Genomic DNA, 25474 nt, shown 5'->3' on the forward strand with positions numbered 1-25474 from the left:
CAAATTGATCTAAGACAATGAATAACTATTACAAGGTTATTTAAAAAGTGTCTTTTTATTACAATTTGTTTCAGTTCTCTAATTCTTATTATTGGTATAGCCAGTTCACAACGCTGTTTATAACAACAGAATTATGGAGACAACACTGTGAAGAAATTGCACTGGATACCAAATTCCGCTGCAGCATTATTGTTAGCGACCAGCTCAATATTCAGCGTCGCCAGCTTTGCTGCATCTGAACCTACCGAACGCATCGATTCTAGAAACGACGCGTATGAACAGAACCACCCAGACCAATATGAATCGTGGAAAGCCACGTCGGAAAGCGAACACATAGAAGATGCGTTAGCAGAAGACCCAAATATGGTGATTCTCTGGGCTGGCTATGGATTCGCTAAAGACTATAACAAGGCACGTGGCCACTTCTATGCCGTTGATGACGTACGCCAGACTCTCCGTACAGGCGCACCCAAAGATGCTAACTCAGGTCCAATGCCTATGGCATGCTGGAGCTGTAAGAGCCCAGACGTTGGTCGTGTGATCGATGAACGTGGCGAGGATGGCTATTTTGAAGGTAAATGGGCACGCTTAGGCGAAGAAATTGCTAACCCTATCGGCTGTGCTGATTGTCATGACACCAGAAGTGAAGGCTTCAAAAAAGGTGAACCCGCTCTTGCGCTTGCCAAACCTTACGTTGAGCGTGCCTTTGAAGCGATCGATAAACCATTTGAAAAGCAGTCTCGTCTAGATCAGCAAGCTTCTGTATGCGGTCAGTGCCACGTTGAGTACTACTTCACAGGCCCTAACAAGTCCGTGAAATTCCCTTGGGATCGCGGCACCACAGTTGGCGAGATGGAAGAGTACTACGATGCCATCAACTTCAAAGACTGGACACACAAAGTATCCAAAGCACCAATGTTGAAAGCACAGCACCCGGGTTACGAAACATGGCGTGATGGTATCCACGGCAAAAACAAAGTGGCTTGTGTTGACTGTCATATGCCAAAAGTCACCAAAGAAGACGGTACCGTTTATACAGACCACAAAGTGGGCAACCCATTCGACCGCTTCGAAGACACTTGTGCAAACTGCCATACTCAGTCAAAAGACCAACTTCGTGAAATTGTTTCTAGCCGTAAAGCTCAAGTACTTAACATGAAGCTCACTGCAGAGAAGCAAATCGTAGCTGCTCACTTTGAGGCTGGAGCGGCTTGGGATGCTGGCGCAACCGAAGCAGAAATGAAGCCAATCTTACAAGACATTCGTCATGCGCAGTGGCGTTGGGACTATGCAATCGCATCTCACGGCGTACATATGCATGCACCAGAAGTCGCGTTAGAAGTACTGGGTACTGCGGTTGACCGCGCGGCAGATGCTCGAACTAAACTGGTTCGCTTATTAGCCAAAAAAGGCATTACAGAACCTGTTGAGATCCCGGATATTTCAACCAAGCTAAAAGCACAACAAGCTCTTGGTATGGACATGGATACCATGAATAGCGAGAAACAAGATTTCTTGAAAACGGTTGTTCCAGAGTGGGAAAAAGCCGCAGAGAAGCGCGAAGCAACTTACGACTAATCGCCCTCGACAAGCACTTAAAGGCCAAGCAACTGCTTGGCCTTTTCTTTGTTGCGAATAGAATATTGCTAGGCCGATATCACGGCACTTTCCAGCAGATGGGATTCTGGCGAATGAAACGCTTCAATCAATACCTCTTCATCGAGTTTATTATGGCTCTGACATGTCGACACCACTGCAAACAAAGCCTCACCTGCATAGGCCGTCATCGTATCAGCCGCCCCTCCAGATTGAGACAGTACGCTTAACCGCGTTGCGCTAGTGCGATCAACTAGCGCCTGCAAAGAAAGGCTCAGCTCTGACTGAGTAAGCATCGATTCAATACGATACAAGTACCCACCTTCCACTTTCTGCCTAACCCAATATTCATACGCAGAACACTCCAGTACTTGTTTGGAAACCACTAAACCTGAGCTGTTAAATCGTATCGGACGTATATTAACTGGGGTGTGCTTGAACTCAGGCTGCCCAGACGCAATATCTGTATTGGGTATAATCAACGAGCAAGGTTTGCTGTTTTTTGCTGTCACGCTATTCCAGTGAATTGGCATAAACACCTGCTGCGGTGACACTTCGTCGCTTATTCGACATCGGGCGAGGACTTCTCCTTGTGAGTTACAGATAGCGACCACATCATCAGGCTGTATCCGATATCGCTCTGCTGTGGCAGGGTGGACAGTAACATAAGGTTCAGGTGCATGGCTGCCTAACTGAGCCGATAGGCCCGTGCGGGTCATCGTATGCCAATGGTCTCGAGTGCGCCCGCTATTAAGCAATAATGGCACTGCGCTCTTGCACTGGCTGCGGGGATCGTTATGCTTCACTGCCACAAAACGCGCTTTGCCATCTGGAGTGAAAAACCGACCATCCGAGAAAAACCTTTGTTCTACAGGCTGGCTCTGCATACTCTGTACCGGCCACTGTTGAGGTGTGAGCTCACTGTATCCTCTGTCGTCTAATTGCGTCAGACCAATCAAGTTCAAGTCACGTTCACCGTGAGCGTTACCTATCGTGGTCAACCGAGCGTATTCAGAAAATATCTCTCCTTCATGTATATAATCAAACGCGTGACCAAAACCCATTTTCTGCGCTACTTGGCTGATAACCCACCAGTCTGCTTTTGCTTGTCCGGGGCTGGGTAACACACGTCGCTGTCGCGAGATTCGTCTTTCAGAGTTGGTCACCGTTCCTGATTTTTCACTCCAGCCTTGTGCAGGCAAAACCAGGTCTGCCATTCGGCTAGTTTCTGTATCTGCGATGCAATCAGACACCACAACAAATGGGCAAGCATCTAGTGCGGCCTTGATTTTCTTGCTGTCCGGTAAGCTGACCATAGGGTTGGTTGCCATGATCCAAACGGCCTTAATCTTCCCTTCTGCCATCGCATCAAACATATCAATCGCTTTGAGCCCTGGCTGCCGCGCTAGGCAATCTGTCTGCCAAAAGTGACTCACCAATTGATGATGCTCGACATTGTCAAACTCCATATGGGCCGTCAGCGTGTTCGCCAGTGCGCCGGTTTCCCTGCCGCCCATCGCATTAGGTTGGCCAGTCACTGAAAATGGCCCACTCCCAACCTTACCAATTTTCCCCGTGGCTAAATGACAATTAAGAATGCTGTTGACCTTGTCCGACCCTTGGCTTGATTGGTTGACGCCCTGAGAATACACGGTGACCACTTTTTCGGTTTGGCTAAATAGCTGATAGAAATCGTCGAGCTGACAGCGCGATAAGCCAGTTTTTTGCTCTATGCTTGCTTCAGGCTTGGCGACTTTGAGCGTTTCATTAAACCCATTAGTGTGCGCAGCAATGAAATCTGTATCGAGTGCTTGGTTCTCTTCAAGGTAGCTAAGTAAACCATTGAACAATGCCACGTCTCCACCAGATGCAATAGAAAGGTGCATGTCAGCAATGCTACATGTTTCCGTTTTTCGAGGGTCCACTACCACAACTTTCAAGTTTGGATTATCTTGCTTGGCCGCCCGCAACCGCTGAAAAAGCACAGGATGACACCAAGCTAAGTTTGAACCCACAAGGACAACGAGCTCCGCCTGTTCCAAATCGGAATAACACACTGGCACGGTATCACTGCCAAATGCTCGCTTATGTCCAACCACTGATGATGCCATACACAAACGCGAGTTGCTGTCGATATTCGCGCTCCCCATAAAGCCTTTCATTAGCTTATTCGCCACGTAATAGTCTTCAGTAAGCAGTTGACCAGATACGTAAAATGCCACCGAATCTCTACCGTACTGTTCGATAGCTTGGGTAAACTTATCGGCAACCAATTGGGTGGCACTATCCCAAGATAGCGCTTCAGTCCGAGAGCCCATTTTGAGTGTTGGATGGAGCAGTCGACCATCATGAATCACGGTATCTCCCAACGCTATGCCTTTGGTACACAGCTTTCCGTAATTCGAGGGATGTGACTTGTCACCTCTTACTTCCAACTTGCCGCTGGACAACGGACGCGCTTCCACACCGCACCCTACTCCACAATACGCACAGGTTGTTTTAATCCATCCATCATTTACTTGTGTCATCCTTTCCCACCTGCTGCTGTTTATTTTCAACTCCCTTTAAGTAGCAACTTATACGCCAATTCCAAAATTATGCATATTTCATTAATAATCGAATTTTTAATTCTTATTTATCATAAACTTAATCACGAATACTACTTTAGTGGTATATATGATCTTACTATATATAGAGGGAATAAAATTCTATTTGCACCATGTTATCGCTCAAATGCACCAATAAGGCTCATTTTTCTCACATTTTGCTTTATCGAACATCCTAACCCCACGTTAATCAAAGCAAAAACAAAAGCACAAGCCATTGTTTATTAACGACAATATAAATTAAACATCTCCATAGAACTGCAAATGGCACTCTCCTTGCTGATTGGTAAAACAACACGTTTACGACGTATTGCTGTTAAAGGAGTAACGCAATGAAAAGTCTGAATAAAGAAATCGGCACAGTCACGCTAGTTGGCGCAGGTCCCGGCGACCCAGAACTGCTAACCATCAAAGCATTGCGAGCAATAGAGTCTGCTGAGGTCATTGTCTACGACAACCTCGTTAGCCAACCGATACGCGATCTTTTCCCATCCACTGCAGAAACGTTATATGTAGGGAAAACAAAAGGATGTCACAGCAAAACCCAAGACGAGATTAACCAACTTATGGTTGAGCTGACCCTTTCCGGTAAAAACGTATGTCGTGTCAAAGGTGGGGATGCATTTGTATTTGGTCGTGGTGGTGAGGAAATGTTACTACTCAGCCAGAAAGGCATTCAAGTTTCCACCATACCCGGCATTACCGCCGCATCAGGCTGTACCACCTATGCCGAAATTCCTTTAACGCATCGAGGGCTTACTCAAGGTTGTACCTTCATCACTGCGCATGCGGATAAGAAGCTCGATGTCCAGTGGCAAGCACTCGCGCAATTAAATCAAACCATTGTGGTTTATATGGGGCTAAGCAAAACCGAGCTTATCCGTCAAAAATTGATTGAGCACGGTATGTCAGCCGACACGCCCGTAGCGCTAGTCGAGAATGGTTGCTCGTCGGATCAACGCAACATCCTCGGCACTCTAGACCAATTGAGTGAGCTCAAACATCAGCACGATGTGCAATCTCCCGCTCTGATCGTGATTGGCCAAGTCGTCAGCGTGGCTGAACAGATGCAATGGCTCCACCAGCTCAACTCCAAAATTCAACCAGATACACCATCAAGCACAGTGTTGGCAAAAACCGCATAGAGCAACACGCAAACAGGCGTGCGCAGAAGATTATTCGAATAATAAGTAATTTTAAGGAAGCAGACATGAAAACAGCACAAAGGATTGTAGTCGTTGGTAACGGCATGGTCGGACACAAGTTTATTGAGTCTATTATTCAAGCTAACCGCGATGATATTGAAGTCATTACCTTTTCAGAAGAACCAAGGCTTGCCTACGATCGCGTTCAACTCACCTCTTACTTTGAAGGCAAAACAATTGAAGACTTATCGCTGACCGATGAGCTCTACTACGAAGAGAATGGCATCAAATTCGTGGTCAATGAAAAAGTGACGCAGATTGATACCAACAAACAGCAAGTTGTCACTGAAAATGGACGTACAGAACAGTACGACAAATTAGTCCTCGCAACAGGCTCTTTCCCTTTTGTGCCTCCAATCCCGGGCAATGACCAAGAGCACTGCCACGTCTACCGCACTATTGAAGATCTCGATGCGATTGAGCAGTCGAGTAAGCAAAGCCAAAGTGGCGTGGTTATCGGCGGCGGCTTGCTAGGGCTTGAAGCAGCCAATGCAGTAAAAAACCTCGGCATGGACACTCACGTTGTGGAGTTTGCTCCCCGATTAATGGCAGTGCAGCTTGATCAAGGTGGCGGCACTCTACTTAAACGCAAAATAGAGGCCTTGGGTGTTTCGGTACACACCGAAAAAGCCACCACAGAGATCATTGCTGGGGAAAGCTCGCGCTACCGAATGAACTTCGCTGATGGCAGTCACCTAGAAACAGACATGATTGTTTTTTCTGCTGGTATCCGCCCGCAAGATGAACTGGCGCGCAGCAGCGATATTGAGATTGGAGAACGCGGCGGCATTGTGATTAATAACCGCTGCCAGACAAACCACCAAGATGTGTACGCTATCGGTGAATGTGCTTTATGGGACAATAAGATTTTTGGCCTCGTCGCACCAGGCTACCAAATGGCCAAAGTAGCGGCTGAGCATATTCTTGCTAGCGATGAGATCAGCACTGAGTTTACCGGTGCTGACATGAGCACTAAATTGAAGCTGTTAGGTGTTGATGTAGCCAGTATTGGTGAAGTGCATGATCAAACAGAAGGCGCACTGTCTTACACCTATAACGACGAAATAGAACAAGTCTATAAACGTTTGATTGTCTCAGCAGACAAACAAAAAATCGTTGGGGCGGTTCTGGTCGGTGATGCCGATGCATACGGCACGCTGCTACAGATGAAACAAAATGATATGCCACTACCGGAAAACCCTTCGGTACTGATTCTACCCAATGTCGCCGACGACGATTCTTCAGCGATGGGAATCGATGCATTACCAGATAGCGCCGTCATCTGTTCGTGCTTTGATGTGACCAAAGGTGACATCAAAGAGGCCGTTTCCGCAGGCTGCACCACCATGTCAGCTTTAAAGGAAAGCACCAATGCATCGACAGGCTGTGGTGGCTGTAGTGCTCTTGCTAAGCAAGTCTTAGACAGTGAATTAAGCAGCTTAGGTGTTGAAGTTAACAACGATATTTGCGAACACTTCGCATACTCGCGTCAAGAATTGAGCGACATTATCCGCGTAAATAAAATCCGTACTTTCGACCAGTTGCTAGAAAGCCACGGGCAAGGTTTAGGCTGTAGTGTATGCAAACCTGCAGTGGGTTCCATTCTCGCCTCATACTGGAACGATTACATTCTAGAAGACCAACATTTAGAACTCCAAGACACCAATGATATCTACCTTGGTAACATGCAAAAAGATGGGACTTATTCTGTGGTTCCCCGTGTCGCTGGAGGAGAAATCACCCCAGATAAATTAATCGTTTTAGGCGAAGTTGCTAAAGAATTTAACCTTTACACCAAAATTACTGGCGGGCAACGAGTTGATCTTTTCGGAGCGCAGCTCAACGAACTACCACTGATCTGGAAAAAGCTGGTTGATGCGGGTTTTGAGACCGGCCATGCTTACGGAAAGTCTGTCCGTACTGTGAAATCTTGTGTCGGCAGTACTTGGTGTCGATACGGTGTGGGAGACAGTGTCGGTTTCGCTATCGACATCGAAAATCGCTACAAGGGGCTCCGTTCCCCTCATAAACTCAAATTTGCTGTTTCAGGCTGTACTCGCGAATGTGCTGAAGCGCAATCTAAAGACATCGGCATTATTGCAACCGACAAAGGTTGGAACCTGTACGTGTGTGGTAACGGTGGCATGCGCCCACGTCACGCCGACTTGTTTGCCACTGACCTTGATATTCCCACTCTGATTCAATACGTCGACCGAATTCTGATGTTCTACATCCGCACCGCCGACCGTCTGCAACGCACATCCGTTTGGCTCGAAAATCTAGAGGGTGGTATCGAATACCTCAAACAAGTCGTTATCGAGGACAAGCTTGGTTTAGCGCAAGAACTTGAAGGTGAAATGGCTCAAAACATTGCCAAGTATCAATGTGAGTGGAAGACCACCATCGAGAGCCCAGAAAAACTCAAGCGCTTCAAACACTTTGTTAACTCGGATAACGGTGACAGCAGCCTTAAATTTGTCACGCTACGTGAACAACGCTTCCCAGAGCCTGCTCAACAAGGGCTCAGAGATTCAGAAACCGCTATTGAAGTAGTGGAAGTCAACTAATCCCTTACCACAGTGAGATTTGCGTTACTCGCTCACCTCACTGTGGAACTCAATCAAATTCTGGTTAGGAGATCATTATGGAAAATTGGTTAACTATTTGTCATACCCAAGACCTTGTCCCCAATACGGGCGTGTGTGCTGAAATTGCCCAGCAACAGGTCGCTATTTTTTATTGCGAGCGCAACGCTAAGCTTTACGCGCTGTCGAACTACGACCCAATTGGCAAAGCCAATGTGATGTCGAGAGGAATCATTGGCTCTATTGAGGGCCAACCTTGTGTCGCGTCCCCTTTGTATAAGCAGCACTTTAACTTAGAAACCGGAGTTTGCTTAGAAGAGCCCGAGTTCCAACTGACCCCGTACTCAGTACGTGAACAAGGCGGCGTAATCCAAGTTCAAGTTCCAACAGAACTTGCGGCATAACGCCTGACTCTATAGCCTACAAACGGTACAAGGAATTATCACTATGGAAAGTACAAAATTTTCGCTGCTGTCTTTTACAGGTAAAATGAAAGTCCTGCATCTTAGTTGGATGGCATTCTTTATCACCTTTGTGGTGTGGTTTAACTTTGCTCCACTACTGCAAATGGTCAAAACATCACTCGGATTATCAACCGAAGAGATCAAAACACTGCTGATCTTAAATGTCGCACTCACTATTCCTGCTCGTGTTGTGATCGGCATGTTCACCGATAAATATGGCCCAAGGCTAGTCTATTCAGCGCTACTCGCGATTTGTTCCATCCCATGTTTTATGTTTGCGCTGGCCGACTCTTTCATGCAAGCGGCTATTGCTCGCTTTCTACTCGGCTTCATTGGCGCTGGTTTCGTAATCGGTATTAGATTGGTTTCTGAGTGGTTCCCACACAATGAACTCGGCACAGCAGAAGGTATTTATGGAGGCTGGGGTAACTTTGGTTCTGCGGCAGCCGCATTCACTCTACCCACTGTTGCAGTGCTATTTGGCGGGGAAGACGGTTGGCGTTACGCCGTCGGCATCACTGGCTTAATGAGTCTTGCATTCTCAGTGATTTTCTACCGCAGCGTTACCGATACTCCGAAAGGGTCAACCTATTTCAAACCTAAGCATTTGTCTGCGATGGAAGTGACTTCAAAAGGTGACTTCTTCTTCCTGTTGATCATGAAGATTCCAATGTACGCCGCACTTGCTTTGCTTGCATGGAAGTTATCTCCATCGGGCATCAATATGCTTAGCGATACAATGGTCAACGCGATTTATGCTGGGTTAGCTGCACTGTACCTATACGAAGTTAGCCAAGTATGGAAAGTCAATAAAACCGTGTTTGAAAAACCAGTCGAAGAAATTCATCGTTATAAGTTCAAGCAAGTTGCAGTACTGAATGTCCTCTACTTTGCTACATTCGGCTCAGAACTTGCGGTTGTGTCTATGCTTCCTTTGTTCTTCTCTGAAACCTTTGAGCTATCCCCTGTTGTTGCAGGCATGGTGGCTTCTGCCTATGCGTTCATGAACTTGATGTCTCGCCCTGGTGGTGGTTGGATTTCCGATAAGTTCGGTCGTAAACCAACTCTACTCATCTTAACAGCCGGTCTTGCGGTCGGTTACTTCCTAATGGGGCAAGTTGGTAGTGAGTGGCCTATCTGGTTAGCTGTCGCTGCGGCCATGGCTTGTTCGTTCTTCGTCCAAGCAGGTGAAGGGGCCGTATTTGCAACCGTACCGCTAATCAAACGTCGTATGACCGGGCAAATTGCTGGTATGACAGGGGCTTACGGTAATGTGGGTGCTGTGGTTTACCTTACAGTTCTGTCATTCGTTGATTATCAAACATTCTTCTATGTGATTGCCGCAACGGCCGTACTTGGCTTTGCAACGCTACTGATTATGGAAGAACCAAATGGGCAAATTGCTGAAGTAAACGAAGATGGCAGCGTCACTATGATCGACGTGTCTCACTAACATCAATAATCGGGGGGATATTGCCTCTGCCTATGGGCCGCACTCTCATGGATGAGAGCGCAATATCGTTCAAAAGCTCTGTTCAAGCCTGATACGTTCAGAGCTTTTGTTCTCACCCAGTTTGCCCACTTACTTATTAAACGGTGGCCGTCTACGATGAATGTAATGCGCACGACCAAACAAAACGAAGTTGATAGCAACCCCGTCGCAAGCAAATTAACTATGCGCTTCGGGGGCTGTTCACTACAGGGGCTACGTGACGAAAACCAAGATGCCTTTCTAGTTAAAGCGCCAAGCGACAATGCTGAGCTGGAACATAAAGGGATTGTGGCGTGTATCGCCGACGGGGTTAGCTGCAGTGACCACGGCCAAAAAGCCAGCCATACCACTACAATACAGTTCATCACCGATTACTACGCCACACCAGAAAGTTGGAGTACCAAGCACTCCGCAGGAAAAATCTTAAGTGCATTAAACTCCTGGCTGTTTCATCAGGGCGCTAAGCAAGATCTTAAGCATAATGGCCTAGTGACTACATTCAGCTCGGTCATCTTCAAATCTAACTCGGCTCACTTGTTTCATGTTGGGGACAGCCGAATTTATCGAATCCGTGATAAAAAGGTCCATCAACTCACCCGAGACCACCAGCGCACAAACTTTGGCAAAGGCCAGTATTTAACTCGCGCCATGGGGATGGACAACACCCTTGAAGTCGACCACCAAACCGTATCACTAAAATGTGGTGACCGCTTTATACTCACCACTGATGGCGTACATGACTTTATTGATTACGATACGTTGTCAGAAATCGCTTCACGAGACGCTGACGACCTTGAACTACTCGCGCAAGATATCTGTAATGAAGCACTTTCGAATGGCAGCAGCGACAACCTAAGCTGCTTGTTACTCGATACCCTTACTCTGCCCAGCAACTCTCTACTGGAGCATCAACAACAATTAGCCAAACGCGCAATCCCACCGGCTTTGAGAGAAAACAATCGCATTGACGACTTCTTAGTCACCAAGGTGCTCCATGCTGGCTCAAGAAGCCACGTCTACGAGGTATTCGATGCCACCACAGACCGAACATTCGTGATGAAATGCCCTTCATTGCACTATACCGAAGACCAAAGTTACTTAACGGCATTCGCCAACGAATACTGGGTTGGGACTCAGCTCAATAATGAACGTGTCATGAAAGTCTTTCCTTCTCCCCCACACTCCAAGTTCAACTACCAACTGTGTGAACCCATAAACGGCATAACCTTACGGCAGTGGATGCTAGACAACCCACAGCCAAGCTTAGACAAGGTTCGAAAGCTCCTCGAAGAAATCATCAAGGCCGTTCGTGTATTCCAACGAGCAGACATGATTCACCGAGACCTGAAACCCGAAAACATCATGGTGACAGCAAGCGGTAAGATAAAACTGATTGATTTTGGTGCCACACTGGTGAGTGGATTGGAAGAAGCGCAAAGAACTGACATAGCACAAAGAACCAACATAGAAGAAGCGCCACTCGGCGCAGCAAACTACATTGCACCAGAGTATTTACAACATGGAAGAGCCACGATTCTATCCGATCTCTTTTCTGTCGCGGTGATCGGCTATGAAATGTTAACTGGGCAATTGCCCTATAAAGAAACGACTGGACTTACCGTTCAATCTGCTCGCCATCAAACATGGGACTACCGTCCACTCAGCACATTCCGTCCAGATCTTCCTGACTGGCTAAACTTAACTTTTAAAAAAGCTTGCCACCCTAAAAGTGCGCTTCGTTATCCTGTGCTTAGCGAGTTCATCACCGATGTGTTTAGCCCAAACCCGAGGTTACAAAAAGAGCTAAGTGAACAGCCGCTCATGCAACGAAACCCAGTTCTATTCTGGAAAGGCTTAACAATTGCTCTGGCATTGCTGGCGACAGTCGAACTGTTTTTACTGTTGAGTCACTAACAACTGTTTGGCTCGGTTGATGTTATTAATAATGGTCACTCGATCTAGGTCGCGTTGCTGTGAGTCCAACAGCTTGACCCAAGTATCGATAGCTTGCTGATAACGAAAGCTGACAAAATGGTCATTGGCTATTAGCATCAATGCCGTTGGATTATAAGGCTCTTGCGACAGGGCCGCATCTAATAGCTGTGTGACCTCTTCATTCATGGATTGCGAACTCAGGTAATAAAGCGCTGATGCTAGGGCAGCAAGTTGGCTAGCAGAAGGTTCAGGCGAGAGGCGAATCGAATAACCAAAGCTGGTTCTTGCTGCTCGAAAATCGTTTTCAAGCAAATACACATGGCCAAGCTGGAACCACAGCTCTGAGTCATTAGGGTTTTCAGTCAGCTTATCTTGGATATCGAGCATGAACGCTTGGCGTGTCATCGAAGCGGTATCAGCTTGGTCATTTTTTGGTGGCGTTCCTCGCACGATGAAGAGTAATCCAATAGCAAACACAGCCGCCAAAGAGACAAACTTTAGCGCCGACCACTTATCTTTTTGGCTTGCGACAATGAGAGAGCCGATAAACACCCCCATTAATATCATTGCCACTACTGTCCATACCGCCATGACACACCCTTCATACATATATCTTTGTAATACTTCACAAAGTATATCGTGGTAGTCTATAAATAACTTTGATCACGCAATAGTTAATCTGATGAAAAAGAAAGTCGTTCCATCGGAACAATCACAACAAGAAGCGGCAAAAATTGCCAAAGCCACTCAAAAACCAGGGCAAAGCAAAGAACAAACGCGCTTGATTGCTCAAGGGATAGAAAAAGGCATCGCGCTGTACAAGAAACAGCAAAAAGAGAAAAACCGTCAGGCTGACAAAGCGAAGAAGAAAGCTCAGAAAGCCAAAGCGAATGAACAAGACAGCCCCGTGATTGACCAAGAGATAAACTCCACCCATTCAGAGCAAAAGCCAAGTATGTTGCCATGGGCTCTACTTGCGGTGAGCTGGATAGGGTTTATCGCCTACATCACTCTGCAATAAGGACACAACAGGATGCAGAAAACACTCTTTGCTCTCGCTCTCGCAGCAACCACACTGACAGGCTGCTCCACACCTGTAGCGAAACTCTCAAACGGCGCAGATAGCATTCAAGTACGTATTGATGGGCAGTTTGATGGTGGAAAATGTGAGTGGTTAGGAGACTTAACAGGCAGCGAAGGTCATTGGTACAGCTACCTGTTCTTCCCGAATGATGTGATGATCCGAGGGGCGATAAACGACCTTAAGAGTCAAGCTTACACCATGGGCGCAGACACCCTTTACATGATCAACCCACAAGATTTTGCTACGTCGTTTACTGTGTTTGCTAACGCATACAAGTGTAACTAAGGCGAATAAAGAAAAAGCCAGCGAACGCTGGCTTATGCACGAAACCCGAGACTCTCGGCAATGTCACTTTGGCGCTCTAACACCCACTGGCTGTCAAAGGGACCCCAATCCGACAGCTGATAATAGCCGTCATTATGACGTCGTCCATCTTGGACAAACATAAGTTCAATTCCGATCCCAGGCAGCGCTTTTAGTACATCTTGAATAGTACGACGAGGCCACCCCGTTTTCTCGATAAGTTTAGGCACATTTGGCCTTTCAAGGCTTTCTACTAACAGAGCTAAGTATAAACGCCTTGCAAAAACAGGACTCAATTCCATTGACACCTCCTATTACTGTGCATACCCATTATTTCTGTTTTGGCTTTCAAGGTGTTGAGTTCGATCAATAACTGGCCGATCGTAACAGTTTGAAACGTATTTTTTTTAGCCTGCAAAATATTTACTTGTCTGTTTTGCTTCTTATTCGCTTCCTGATAGGATTTGCTGATAACAAATAAACACAGCATTCAAAGGAACGTTATGAGTATTACCATGTATGGCATCCCTAACTGCGATACCATCAAAAAAGCCAAGAAGTGGCTCGAAGCAGAAAGCGTAAGCTATGAATTTCACGATTACCGTAAACAAGGAATCGACACAGACATGGTGACCCAGTTTTGTCAGCAACTAGGTTGGGAAAATGTCCTGAACAAGCGCGGCACCACTTACCGCCAATTGACTCAAGAACAGAAAGATTCTCTCAATGAGCAAAATGCAATCGCACTACTTGTTGAACAACCAGCGATGATTAAACGTCCTATCTTGTTGGTAAACAACCAATACCACCTTGGATTCAAAGCGGATCAGTACAGCACGATTTTCTCCTAATTCGAGTATCGAGCAGTTCAACATGACTGATTCCAAACCCTATAACCTCTATTCAACTAATGACTATTTAAAGGAATTCAAGGATGACAGATAGCCCGACTTTGGCTCTCGCAAAAGACCTCATCAGCCGCCAATCCGTAACTCCAGAAGATGCTGGCTGCCAAGAGGTGATGATTGATCGCCTAAAAGCGCTGGGGTTTGAAATTGAAGTGATGGTGTTTGAAGACACCACAAATTTCTGGGCTCGTCGTGGCAACGAAGCCCCACTATTTGCTTTTGCAGGCCACACAGATGTGGTGCCAGCTGGACCACGTGAACAGTGGCACACACCTCCTTTCGAACCAACCATTATCGATGACCATCTGCATGGCCGTGGCGCAGCAGATATGAAAGGCTCGCTTGCATGTATGGTTGTTGCAGTGGAACAATTCATTGCCGAAAACCCTGACCACAAAGGTTCAATTGCCTTCTTAATCACCTCCGATGAAGAAGGCCCGTTCATTAACGGCACAACCCGCGTGGTTGATACACTCATGGCTCGTGATGAAAAAATCGATATGTGTATTGTGGGTGAACCGTCCAGTACACACGCAGTCGGCGATGTAGTGAAAAACGGCCGTCGCGGCTCTATTACCGGCGACTTGCGCGTAAAAGGCACGCAAGGCCATGTTGCCTACCCGCACCTTGCCAATAACCCAGTACACCAAGCTCTACCTGCTTTAGCAGAGCTTGCTGCGACAAAATGGGATGATGGTAATGAGTTTTTCCCACCGACAAGCTTCCAGATCCCAAACCTGCAGTCAGGTACTGGCGCATCTAACGTCATTCCTGGTGAGTTTGATGTTCAATTCAACTTCCGTTTCAGTACAGAACTGACAGATGAAGAGATCAAACGCCGAGTTCACTCTACACTCGATGCTCACGGTTTAGATTACGATTTAAAATGGACGCTAAGCGGTCACCCATTCCTAACTGGTACGGGAGACTTACTAGAAGCGGTGGTCAACGCTGTCGATGAAGTCAATCACAAGAAGCCGGAGTTGCTGACAACTGGCGGTACATCGGATGGCCGATTCATCGCCAGAATGGGTGCTCAAGTGGTCGAGCTAGGCCCAGTCAACGCAACCATCCATAAAGTAAACGAGTGTGTCAGTGTGCCAGACCTAGAAAAACTCACTGACATGTACCAAAAAACACTAGAGAACCTTCTAGGGTAACAAGGGCGATTTTGCTCACTGAGGGACCTATGACTCCTGAACAACTGACTGGACAACTTCAGACCCACCTAACGCCGACTCTAGTTGGTCAAAAGGAGTTTCTGGTCCATGAGCAAGTCAGCCAAGATCTACTGGCATTGAAGTCAGCCGCTGATGCAGCTGGCTTTAATTTCAACATCGCCAGTGGATTTCGAAGTTATCAGAGACAATCTGAAATCTGGAATAATAAAATGTCTGGCGTCAGCCCGATTCTAGATTCCAACAGCAAACCCATTCCTATCGAACAACTTTCCGAACATGAGCGCGTAATGGCAATACTGCGCTGGTCTGCCCTTCCGGGAGCGAGTCGTCATCATTGGGGTTGTGAGTTTGATGTTTTTGATAGAAGCGCTCTTCCCGAAGGAGTTCTGCTACAGCTTGAGCCATGGGAATACCAAACCGGCCACCAAAAAGAGTTTTACCTGTGGCTCAGTGATAACCTGTCGAAATTTGGCTTTTATTTTCCCTACGATCTAGACCGTGGAGGAGTAGCCATCGAGCCATGGCATATTAGTCATGTGGAAACCAGCCATACTTGTTTATCTCTGTTGACCCTCGATATTCTTGAGCAACAACTACATGCGGCTCCCATTTTGGGGCTCGAAAGTGTTCTCTCTCAGCTACAACAGATCTACAATCAATACATTAGCAACGTAAATCAGGTGAAGTTGTAATGGAACTACTTACTAACCCTTGGGTCATCTCGATCATCGTGGTAGGAATCATTGTCGGTAACATCGCGGCTTTGAAATACACGGCAAAAATGAAATTTGGTCAGATGGAAAAAAAGGATCAGCTCGATCGACTCAACGAACTCGATAAAGCTAGGCGCGCAGAAGAAGAAAACGAAAAAAGGGACTAGATAGTCCCTTTTTTTGTATGTGAATCGCTTTTACTTCGACTCTTTGTCTGCCATTGCTGCCAGCACTGGTACCATATCTTTCAGTATCTGCTCTTCAACTGGCTTACCGTTAACATCAGTAATGTTGATTGAAGTACGGTTACCTAGGTCACCAAATAGGAAAGTATAGTTAAGACCTTGTAAATCATAAGGCTTCACACCCACGCCTTCCCAGAATTCACTATCCGGTTCCGCGTACTTAGCTGTAATTGTACCTTGAGATTGGTTACGGCCTTCAATGGTGAATCCCATTCGATTCAGGATTTCAGGCAAGCGTGGCCAAAGTACGTTATATGGAGTACGAGCGATAATAACTGGGAAGCCACTGCGGTCGGTACCCATTGTAATTGGGATAGTTTTCACTAGCTCTTGCGCTTTACGCTGCGCTTCTTCTCTCAAGTCGAGATCGTATCGAGCTGTTACTAAGTTGGTCATTAACGCATTGTAACGCTCTTTGTTGGTGGTAGAGACAGGCATCTCTTTACCGCCTTCGCGCCAATCGATAAGTGAAATCTTAAACCCGTAACGGTTATTTGCTTCTACTCGAGTCATCTCGTAGCGGCTACCGATCTTCACATCCTCATCTTCTGATACCCAGCTAACCCAATCGGTTTCAATTCGGTTTTCTGAGTTTTCCAACAGGTTGATCTTGCGTTCACTTAACATGGTTAGTGTGGTTTGCCACACTTTATCCATCTCTTCTTTGCGTAGCAGCCATAAGGTCGTTTCACTATTTTGGCGTTCCGCACGAGCGCCCGGAATCAACTCCAGCACTTGTTGAGGTGGACGAATATCCACTTCCTTACCAATACCACCAGAGAACTCCCCTTCAGGGATCTGGTAGTTAGGATAGGTTTTTACATCAACGCCTTCAGGTAGCGTCCACTCTTGCATATCGGCTGTGTTCAGATATTCGAAATCGTCTTTCGCCTGACGACGTTGAGACGGATCACTAGAACATGCGCTCAAAACAAAAACAGCTAGTGAACTGATAACTAGCTGATTAGAAAACTTCATTGAAACTCCTAAAAGAGCCAGAGCATATACGCTCTGGCTACACAAACATTAGTAAATGCACGCTTCTGTCATCGCTTGTGCAACGATAGGCTTCGCTTGCTCTGAAAGCTCAGTCAAAGGAAGACGCAAGCTACCGTCAGCAATGAGACCCATTTTGTGTGCAGCCCATTTCACTGGGATTGGGCTTGATTCGACAAACAAGTTTTTGTGCAGTGGCATAATGCGTTGATTGATGATCTCTGCTTCTTCCCACTTGCCTTCTTTTGCTAAGCGGAACATTGTCGCCATATCTTCAGCAGCAATGTTGTTTGTCACAGAGATAACACCGTGGCCACCTTGTCTAACAAATTCAAGACCAGTACTGTCATCACCACTTAGTAAGATAAAATCTTCACCACAAAGTTCACGGTGAGTTGCAATTCTGCTTAAATCACCTGTCGCATCTTTCAGTGCAACGATGTTTTCGATCTCAGCAAGGCGTGCAACCGTATCTGGGTGTAGATCTACCGCTGTACGGCCAGGTACATTATACAAAATCTGAGGTACATCGCTTTCTTCTGCGATGGCTTTGTAGTGCTGGTACAAACCTTCTTGAGTTGGTTTGTTGTAGTACGGTGTTACGCTTAGGCAACCAGCGATACCAGAGTTGTTCAGCAAACGGCTAAATGTCACAGACTCGTGAGTTGCATTTGCGCCTGTTCCCGCAATAATTGGAATTCGACCATCCGCAAACTCGACCGCTTTAGTGACTACCTTGACATGCTCTTCAATGGTTAGCGTTGCGGACTCGCCTGTTGTTCCGACCGCAACAATACCGTCTGAACCAGCTGCCACGTGAAAATCCACCAGCTTTTTCAGGCTGATGAAATCTACTTCACCGTCTGAGTTAAACGGTGTGATTAACGCCACTATACTTCCTGAAAACATGTCTTTCTCCCTATATTGATTCTTTTTGCATGGTACTGTAAGGCGATTGATAAACACAAGGAAATAAACTCGCTTAAATCACCTAAATGAGTGAATAATTATCAGATGTTAGAGGTTTGGCATGAATCGCCAAGATCGCCATTAGTTATACCGCCATATTTGGTTGTCTTGTCAGCGTGACGTCATTAGCTCATGTGATACACGATAAAAAGGCTTGGCCTCGCGTTTTTCTCCGCTACAACTGTGCTAACATGCTTATTAATGACCACATCAAATAAGCAAACATATGACCCAACATCTCGTCATCACCGCGGTCGGTACGGATCGCCCAGGCATCTGCAATCAGGTCGTCCATTTAGTGACCCAGTCGGGGTGTAACATTGTTGATAGCCGTATTGCTCTGTTTGGCAATGAGTTTACGCTTATCATGTTGCTTTCAGGGAATGCTAATGGCATTTCTCGCGTCGAAACCACTCTTCCTTTACTTGGTCAAGAACACGACCTCATCACGATGATGAAACGTACCTCAACGCACGATCTTATCGACAATGCCTACACCATAGAAGTGTTTGTAGAGTCAGATGACCAAGTAGGACTCACTGAAAAATTCACTCAGTTTTTCGCCGATAAAGATATCGGCCTCGGCTCTTTAAGTGCTCAAACCATCAGCAAATCGAAAGTTCAATCAGAGAAAGACCAATTCCATATTGCTCTTACCGCCTCCGTGGACTCTGGCTGTAACTTGATGCAACTCCAAGAAGAATTTGATGCACTTTGCCAATCCCTTGATGTTCAAGGCTCGCTCAACTTTATAAAAAACAGTCTATAAAAAGGAATCGCAATGAATACGTTGACAGCAGGTACGCCAGCTCCAGCATTTTCTCTATTAGATCAAGACGGCAACACCGTTTCCCTTAGCGACTTCGCGGGTAAAAAAGTGTTGTTCTACTTCTACCCTAAAGCCATGACTCCAGGCTGTACCGTGCAAGCTCAAGGGCTTCGCGATACGAAAGCAGAGCTAGATGCTCATAATGTTGTGGTTCTAGGTGTGAGTATCGACCCTGTAAAACGCTTAGGTAAGTTTATCGAGCGTGATAACCTAAACTTCACTTTACTGTCTGACGAAGACCACGCTATTGCGGACCAGTTCGGTGTTTGGGGCGAGAAGAAATTTATGGGCAAGGTATACGATGGCCTGCACCGCATTAGCTTCCTAATCAATGAAGAAGGCGTGATTGAACATGTTTTCAATAAGTTTAAAACTAAAACTCACCACGAAGTGGTTTTAGATTACTTAAACGAAAACGCATAAGCGCTGCTTCGGTTAAAAATAAAAGCGCCGGTCATTAGACTGGCGCTTTTTTGTTTAGTGGCAATCCGGTTCAATAATGCTATTCAAGCTCTAAACAATAAACTTGTTCAGAATAGCATCTTGCTCGCGGACGTTTTCAGTTTGAACTTGCATCGCTATGTTTGCGTTCTCTGCTGAATCCGCTACTTGAGTCGATAGGTCTTTGATCTTCACTGTATTGTTGTTGATCTCTTCCGCTACCAAGCTCTGCTCTTCCGCTGCAGAAGCAATCTGTAGGTTCATGTCTGAAATCTGTTGGATTGAATCTCGGATACGCTGTAAAGAGGCGTTTGCCGCTTGAGCTTTATCTACCGCATCAACCGCTGTTGTTTTGCTCTCGTTCATCGCCGCCGAGACCGAGCTTGCGCCCGCTTGTAACTGCTCAATCATGCTTCGAATTTCAGTCGTTGACTCTTGAGTACGTTGCGCCAAAGTACGAACTTCGTCTGCAACTACCGCAAAGCCGCGGCCTGATTCACCAGCACGCGCTGCCTCAATCGCAGCATTCAACGCGAGCAAGTTGGTCTGATCGGCGATGTCGTTGATGACTTTCAAGATCGTTTCAATGTTCGCTGTCGCCGACTCTAGCCCATGGACTTCTTCAACAGCCTGATCGATACGGGCAGAAAGGTTATCAATCGAAATCGTGGTTTCATTAACGACTTGAGAACCCATTTCAGTCGCCTCATCGGCATCTTTCGCAGCAGAAGCTGCACCTTGAGCATTGTTTGCAACTTCAGTTGCCGTCACCGACATCTCATGCATTGCCGTCGCTAATTGTTCCAACTCATGTAGCTGACTGCGCATCGCTTCCGCTGATTGTTCCGCCCCCTGAACGGTTGCCTCAGTACCACGCATAATCTCAGCACCAATCGCTTTGGATTGAGTAATTTGCTGCTGAAGTGTTTCTGTAAAGGTATTAAAGCCTTTGGCTAACTCGGCAAACTCTGCGTCTGTATTAGTATCTAAACGTTTAGTAAGATCGCCCTGCCCTGATGCTACGTCCTGAATAGCTTCATTAAGTGTCCCAAGAGGGCGCATAAGAGAACGAATCAATACAAGCAATATGACGACACTGATAACCACTGCAATGATGGTGTAAACAATCGAGCTACTTCGTAAATCGTTCACTGACTGGTAAGCAATACTTTCGTCGAGAATGACACCCACATACCAGTCTTCACCTGGAACTACAGCAAAGTTCAACGTATAGGAGTCACCATCCAGCTCTATATGTTGTGTAAGATCTTTAATTTCCGCATTGGGCATATAGCTACTTAGCGGCTTACCATTCTTCTCTTTATCAGGGTGCGCTATCGTCGTTCCGTCCCCAGACACAATGAACACGTACCCAGCATCAAACAACTTCACCTTATTTACGATATCTGCAAGCCCTGCGAGACTAACATCATAGAAAATTGCTCCAACAAACTTACCTGCATCTCGCACCGGAGTCGCAATAGAAACCAATATTTCATTGGTGGCAGAGTCTGCATAAGGAGCGGTGATGATCAATTTTCCTGCATTTTTTGCATCGATATACCACGGGCGGGCACGTGGATCCCATGTCGCACCAGGGTCCCAGCTAGGGTCATTACTAACATGTGAACCATCGTTCTCAAACCCTATTCCTGCAAGCAAAAACGTATCTTTAACAACAGGTCTTGAAATTACATCTCGAATTTTGTTTGGTGAAAGGTCAAGCTCTAACATACTCGTTGAGTAAGCAGCAATTGACTTTCGACCTTCAATCTCTGAGGAGACGGTATCGCGCACTCCATTCACAATTTCTGTCACACTGGATTCAACTTGTTTCTTCACTTCAGCTTGCATAGTGAAGTACTGCTTAGCAGTCAGTAACGACACAGTCACAAGTAGCAAGACAGAAGATGCAGCAACTATTTTCTGACTAAATTTCATAGATTCCCTCAATTAATATATATGCCATTTATTATTGTTATTCTTCGCACTTTGTATCGACCTGATAACAAACCTCTAAAGTCATTTTTCTTCAATTTGTTGGCGCACTTAGTGGTTTATCAATAAAAGTATAGTTGCTTCTAAAAAATAAAAGGCAGTATCAGCAAAACCTGATACTGCCTTTCTTCAATTGAGTCTCAAACCAACACTGATTACAAAGTCGTTCTGTATTAATTGAGCGATAACACGTCTGTACCTTCATCTAAAAACAAAAGCGCCAGTCATTAGACTGGCGCTTTACATTTAACAACGTCCTTATTCGAGAATACCGTCCAAGGATTTAAACGATGAACTTGTTAAGAATTGCATCTTGCTCACGCACGTTCTCAGTTTGAACTTGCATTGCAATATTTGCATTCTCAGCAGACTCTGCCACTTGCGTCGACAGGTCTTTAATTTTCACAGTATTGTTATTGATTTCTTCTGCGACCAAACTTTGTTCTTCTGCTGCCGAAGCAATTTGTAGGTTCATGTCGGAAATCTGTTGAATTGCATCACGAATACGCTGCAGGGAAGCATTTGCCGCTTGAGCTTTATCTACCGCGTCCACAGCTGTTGTCTTACTTTCGTTCATCGCTGCTGATACCGAGCTCGCACCCGCTTGTAGTTGCTCAATCATGCTACGAATTTCAGTCGTTGACTCTTGAGTACGTTGAGCCAAAGTACGAACTTCATCCGCTACCACCGCAAAACCGCGACCTGACTCACCAGCACGAGCCGCCTCAATTGCAGCGTTCAACGCAAGCAAGTTAGTTTGGTCAGCGATGTCGTTGATCACTTTCAAAATCGTTTCAATATTCGCAGTCGCAGATTCAAGGCCATGAACTTCTTCAACAGCTTGGTCAATACGAGCCGACAAGTTATCGATCGAAATAGTAGTTTCATTTACGACTTGAGAGCCAACCTCGGTAGCGTCATCGGCATCTTTCGCTGCAGAAGCCGCACCTTGCGCATTGTTTGCTACTTCGGTCGCTGTTACTGCCATTTCATGCATGGCCGTTGCAAGCTGCTCCAATTCTTGTAGCTGGCTGCGCATTGCTTCCGCCGACTGCTCGGCACCTTGTACGGTCGTTTCAGTCCCACGCATAATTTCAGCACCAATCGCTTTCGATTGCGTGATCTGTTGTTGTAGCTGTTCGGTAAAGGTATTAAAGCCTTTCGCTAGCTCTGCAAACTCTGGATCAGTATTCGTATCTAAGCGCTTAGTCAAATCACCTTGGCCAGACGCTACATCTTTAATTGCCGCATCTAACACGCCCAGAGGTTTCATTAGGTAGTTTAGTAGGAGAACCATGACAGCAATACTTGCTACAACGGCAAGGACAGCATAAATCATCGAATCACGTTTCAAGGCCGATACTGCTTGGTAAGCTTTTTCTTTATCCAGCACAGCACCCACATACCAGTTTTCACCTGGAACTTCTTCCATGTGAACAATGCTTGGTTTGTCATCAATGACATGCTCGCTTTGACCAGCTTGCACTTGAACGCTAGGCATCACCGTCGCCAACTTAGTACCGTTTAGACTTTCGGTTGGGTGGGCGATGATGGTTCCGTCTGCCGCTGTAATGAACATTTCACCCGCACCAAACAAATCAATAGCGTTAACCAGTTTCGCAAGTCCAGTTAGCTCTACATCGAAGAACATCGCACCAACAAACTGACCTTGATCGCGAATTGGCACACCAATCGAAATAATCACCGCTTTAGTTGATGCGTCGACATATGGTTCAGTAATCACCATAGAGCCGCTTGCTTTAGCACGCTGATACCAAGGACGAGTACGAGGATCGTAGCTCGCATCTGGGATCCAATCATCGTTGGTAATAAACTTATCTTTCGAGGTTTCGTAACCCACACCAACAGAAATAAAGTTATTGATTAGAGTTGGTGAATGAATAACTTTCTCGATGTAATCCATGTCTTGTGGAGCGATCTCAACAACACTTTGCGTCGCTTCAGCTAATGAGCGACTTTTAGACATTGACGCTACAACGGTACTTTGTACACCAGCAACTAATTCCTTAAATGCCCCCTGAACCAGTTTACCTACTTCTTTTTCGACAGTGTTAATCTGGTGGATAGACAGCAAAGCAACGGTCGTTAACAAGAGCGCAGAAGCAGCCCCTACAACCTTATGCATAAATTTCATAGTATTCCTTGTTCGGCACGTGAGATGGGCTCTCACGACTTCTATCGTTGTTAAATTTTTTTTGAGACGTTATACGCTAAATCGACAGGCTTGTAAAAAACATGAGCTTTTTTTACACATTTTTTTACTCAATAGTAGTGTAGTACAGTTGGTCAGATATAAAAAAAAGCTCCTTTGATTAACAACCAAAAGAGCTTTTTAACAATAGCTTATAAGATGCAATTAGGTGGGGTTGTGTTCCTCGTAGTCTGGCAATGCATTCCATACTGCTTTAACTAGAGTTGCGAGTGGAATCGCAAAGAACACACCCCAGAATCCCCAAAGTCCCCCGAACACCAACACGGCAACAATAATCGCTACTGGGTGTAGGTTAACGGCTTCAGAGAACAAAATTGGCACCAACACGTTACCGTCCAACGCTTGAATAATGCCGTAAGCAATCAGTAGCCAATAGAAAGGTGGTGTTAACCCCCATTGGAACAAACCAACTATCGCCACAGGCACAGTAACCGCTGCTGCCCCGATATAAGGGATTAACACAGAGAAGCCAACGGCGACCGCAAGTAGCACTGAGTAACGTAGGTCAAGAATGGCGAAAGTAACGTAACTTACCCCACCAACAATTAAGATCTCGAGCACCTTACCACGGATGTAATTTGAGATTTGTTGGTTCATCTCATGCCATACCTGCGTCGCCAACTTACGATTGCGTGGCAGGATACCGCTCGCCATGGAGATCATCTCTTGCTTGTCTTTTAGCAGGAAGAACACCAACAACGGCACAAGAATCAGGTAAACAGCCAATGTGGCGATGCTGACCAATGAAGCTAAAGAGCCCTTAACAACACTTTCTCCCATACCAATAACTTGGTCTTTTGCATTGGTTGCCAATGACTCGACAATTTGCAAATTAGCGAGTTCAGGGTATCGCTCTGGAATGGTAGCAATAAAGTTCTGCAAGCCAGAATACATATTTGGGATATCGTTGATGAGGTTGCCGACCTGCTGCCAAATCGTCGGAACCAACCCAAATACCGCAAGAATCATGACGCTAGTGAAGGTCAGTATCACCAAAATAACCGATAAGGTTCGCGGCACACCAAAGCGCGATAGCTGAGTCACTGGCCACTCAAGTAAGTAAGCCAACACAATCGCGACTAACAATGGAGCGATCAAGTTGCCAAAAAAGTAGATGGTAATAAACCCAAACAGCAGAATCGCCACTAGGCTGACCGCGTGTGGGTCTGAAAAACGACGCTTATACCAGCGATTCACCATTTCAAACATTAAACTAAGCTTCCTTTGTCACTTGCATGGCACAAAATTCAGAGTTGTCTTCACATTCAATTTTATAAGATTTTGATTGAAGAAAGCGTTCTATATCGCGTTTTGAGCTTGGGTCTGAGATGTAGAGAGTCGCAACCTCATTGTTCGAAAGCTTTGCAATGTGACGCTTCGCAAGTAATAACGCCATTGGGCAACGCTCTTCGCGCAAATCCAGAATATTGGGTTTCATTCTTTAGCTCGATGCTTATTATAGGAGGGTCATTGTATAGAGTTTTACGTACCAAACAAACTCAAGTTATGTTTCTGTTGATGTGATAACCCTTCAAGTGCCAAATATACGTGATCACAAATATTTGACACGGTAGTTATCGAAATGGAAGACGGACACCGCTACAATTCACTCAAAATCATAAACTTGCCTGATTACGGAAACCAAACCACTTCTAAAGTGTCTATACAGAATATGAATACGGAGTATCACT

Annotated in this window: 23 protein-coding genes; 14 read left to right on the forward strand and 9 right to left on the reverse strand. The window is 45.9% G+C overall.

Annotated features, from left to right (window positions below; genetic code table 11):
* Positions 1–147 precede the first annotated feature (147 nt).
* Positions 148–1578: an ammonia-forming nitrite reductase cytochrome c552 subunit gene (gene nrfA, locus ACXABW_RS10825; RefSeq protein ID WP_252027736.1), complete on the forward strand. Its 1431-nt coding sequence runs from the start codon at positions 148–150 to the stop codon at positions 1576–1578.
* A gap of 68 nt (positions 1579–1646) precedes the next feature.
* On the opposite strand, the gene ACXABW_RS10830 is transcribed toward nrfA, so the two are convergent.
* Positions 1647–4124, reverse strand: coding sequence for a molybdopterin oxidoreductase family protein (locus ACXABW_RS10830; RefSeq protein WP_457522676.1), 2478 nt, complete (start codon positions 4122–4124; stop codon positions 1647–1649).
* A gap of 410 nt (positions 4125–4534) precedes the next feature.
* Here ACXABW_RS10830 and cobA point away from each other — a divergent pair, with 410 nt between their 5' ends.
* The 5 genes from cobA to ACXABW_RS10855 all read left to right on the forward strand — a co-directional run bounded on the left by cobA (position 4535) and on the right by ACXABW_RS10855 (position 11862).
* A complete protein-coding gene (gene cobA, locus ACXABW_RS10835; protein WP_457522678.1) occupies positions 4535–5347 on the forward strand; it encodes a uroporphyrinogen-III C-methyltransferase in 813 nt (270 codons plus the stop codon).
* Between the two features lie 65 nt (positions 5348–5412).
* Positions 5413–7974 (forward strand): nitrite reductase large subunit NirB, encoded by a 2562-nt coding sequence (gene nirB / locus ACXABW_RS10840; protein ID WP_265687663.1) that lies wholly within the window; start codon positions 5413–5415, stop codon positions 7972–7974.
* A 77-nt stretch (positions 7975–8051) separates the two neighbouring features.
* On the forward strand, positions 8052–8396 hold the full coding sequence (gene nirD, locus ACXABW_RS10845) for a nitrite reductase small subunit NirD (protein ID WP_252027740.1): 345 nt from the start codon (positions 8052–8054) through the stop codon (positions 8394–8396).
* A 43-nt stretch (positions 8397–8439) separates the two neighbouring features.
* Entirely contained in the window at positions 8440–9909 is a 1470-nt protein-coding gene (locus tag ACXABW_RS10850) for a NarK family nitrate/nitrite MFS transporter (RefSeq protein WP_265687661.1), read from the forward strand.
* Positions 9910–10074: 165 nt separating this feature from the next.
* Positions 10075–11862, forward strand: a complete 1788-nt coding sequence (locus ACXABW_RS10855) for a protein kinase domain-containing protein (RefSeq protein ID WP_457522680.1) — start codon at positions 10075–10077, stop codon at positions 11860–11862.
* Here ACXABW_RS10855 and ACXABW_RS10860 read toward each other — a convergent pair.
* Complete coding sequence (locus ACXABW_RS10860) at positions 11845–12474, reverse strand: tetratricopeptide repeat protein (protein ID WP_457522682.1); 630 nt, start codon at positions 12472–12474, stop codon at positions 11845–11847. The two genes, ACXABW_RS10855 and ACXABW_RS10860, sit on opposite strands and share 18 nt — an antisense overlap.
* 91 nt (positions 12475–12565) lie before the next feature.
* Between ACXABW_RS10860 and ACXABW_RS10865 the strand changes: the two genes are divergently transcribed.
* Complete coding sequence (locus tag ACXABW_RS10865) at positions 12566–12904, forward strand: DUF2956 domain-containing protein (RefSeq protein WP_457522684.1); 339 nt, start codon at positions 12566–12568, stop codon at positions 12902–12904.
* 12 nt (positions 12905–12916) lie between these two features.
* The gene (locus ACXABW_RS10870; protein WP_457522685.1) at positions 12917–13252 is read left to right on the forward strand and encodes a DUF4156 domain-containing protein; all 336 of its coding nucleotides are present in this window, start codon (positions 12917–12919) and stop codon (positions 13250–13252) included.
* 32 nt (positions 13253–13284) lie between these two features.
* Here ACXABW_RS10870 and ACXABW_RS10875 read toward each other — a convergent pair whose 3' ends face one another.
* Positions 13285–13572, reverse strand: a complete 288-nt coding sequence (locus ACXABW_RS10875; RefSeq protein ID WP_252027746.1) for a winged helix-turn-helix domain-containing protein — start codon at positions 13570–13572, stop codon at positions 13285–13287.
* 201 nt (positions 13573–13773) lie between these two features.
* Here ACXABW_RS10875 and ACXABW_RS10880 point away from each other — a divergent pair, with 201 nt between their 5' ends.
* The 4 genes from ACXABW_RS10880 (at position 13774) to ACXABW_RS10895 (ending at position 16239) form a co-directional block, all read left to right on the forward strand.
* The gene (locus ACXABW_RS10880; protein ID WP_252027747.1) at positions 13774–14121 is read left to right on the forward strand and encodes an ArsC family reductase; all 348 of its coding nucleotides are present in this window, start codon (positions 13774–13776) and stop codon (positions 14119–14121) included.
* An 83-nt stretch (positions 14122–14204) separates the two neighbouring features.
* Entirely contained in the window at positions 14205–15338 is a 1134-nt protein-coding gene (gene dapE / locus ACXABW_RS10885; protein WP_457522687.1) for a succinyl-diaminopimelate desuccinylase, read from the forward strand.
* 29 nt (positions 15339–15367) lie between these two features.
* Positions 15368–16051, forward strand: coding sequence for a M15 family metallopeptidase (locus ACXABW_RS10890; protein ID WP_457522688.1), 684 nt, complete (start codon positions 15368–15370; stop codon positions 16049–16051).
* On the forward strand, positions 16051–16239 hold the full coding sequence (locus ACXABW_RS10895) for a DUF2897 family protein (RefSeq protein WP_252027750.1): 189 nt from the start codon (positions 16051–16053) through the stop codon (positions 16237–16239). Before ACXABW_RS10890 ends, ACXABW_RS10895 begins: the two co-directional genes overlap by 1 nt.
* 30 nt (positions 16240–16269) lie before the next feature.
* On the opposite strand, the gene bamC is transcribed toward ACXABW_RS10895, so the two are convergent.
* A complete protein-coding gene (bamC, locus tag ACXABW_RS10900; protein WP_457522691.1) occupies positions 16270–17295 on the reverse strand; it encodes an outer membrane protein assembly factor BamC in 1026 nt (341 codons plus the stop codon).
* 48 nt (positions 17296–17343) lie between these two features.
* Entirely contained in the window at positions 17344–18222 is an 879-nt protein-coding gene (dapA, locus tag ACXABW_RS10905) for a 4-hydroxy-tetrahydrodipicolinate synthase (protein WP_252027752.1), read from the reverse strand.
* A 286-nt stretch (positions 18223–18508) separates the two neighbouring features.
* Here dapA and ACXABW_RS10910 point away from each other — a divergent pair, with 286 nt between their 5' ends.
* Both ACXABW_RS10910 and bcp read left to right on the forward strand, forming a co-directional pair.
* Positions 18509–19051, forward strand: a complete 543-nt coding sequence (locus ACXABW_RS10910) for a glycine cleavage system protein R (RefSeq protein WP_252027753.1) — start codon at positions 18509–18511, stop codon at positions 19049–19051.
* 12 nt (positions 19052–19063) lie between these two features.
* Entirely contained in the window at positions 19064–19534 is a 471-nt protein-coding gene (gene bcp / locus ACXABW_RS10915) for a thioredoxin-dependent thiol peroxidase (RefSeq protein WP_457522692.1), read from the forward strand.
* 90 nt (positions 19535–19624) lie between these two features.
* On the opposite strand, the gene ACXABW_RS10920 is transcribed toward bcp, so the two are convergent.
* The 4 genes from ACXABW_RS10920 to ACXABW_RS10935 all read right to left on the reverse strand — a co-directional run bounded on the left by ACXABW_RS10920 (position 19625) and on the right by ACXABW_RS10935 (position 25221).
* Positions 19625–21493: a methyl-accepting chemotaxis protein gene (locus ACXABW_RS10920; protein ID WP_457522693.1), complete on the reverse strand. Its 1869-nt coding sequence runs from the start codon at positions 21491–21493 to the stop codon at positions 19625–19627.
* Between the two features lie 340 nt (positions 21494–21833).
* Positions 21834–23705, reverse strand: a complete 1872-nt coding sequence (locus ACXABW_RS10925; RefSeq protein WP_457522694.1) for a methyl-accepting chemotaxis protein — start codon at positions 23703–23705, stop codon at positions 21834–21836.
* A 222-nt stretch (positions 23706–23927) separates the two neighbouring features.
* Positions 23928–24992 carry an AI-2E family transporter gene (locus ACXABW_RS10930; protein ID WP_252027758.1) on the reverse strand — a complete coding sequence of 355 codons (1065 nt, stop codon included), beginning with the start codon at positions 24990–24992 and terminating at the stop codon, positions 23928–23930.
* A gap of 4 nt (positions 24993–24996) precedes the next feature.
* Complete coding sequence (locus tag ACXABW_RS10935; protein WP_457522696.1) at positions 24997–25221, reverse strand: sulfurtransferase TusA family protein; 225 nt, start codon at positions 25219–25221, stop codon at positions 24997–24999.
* Positions 25222–25474: the final 253 nt, after the last annotated feature.

The organism is Vibrio paucivorans (assembly GCF_054053395.1).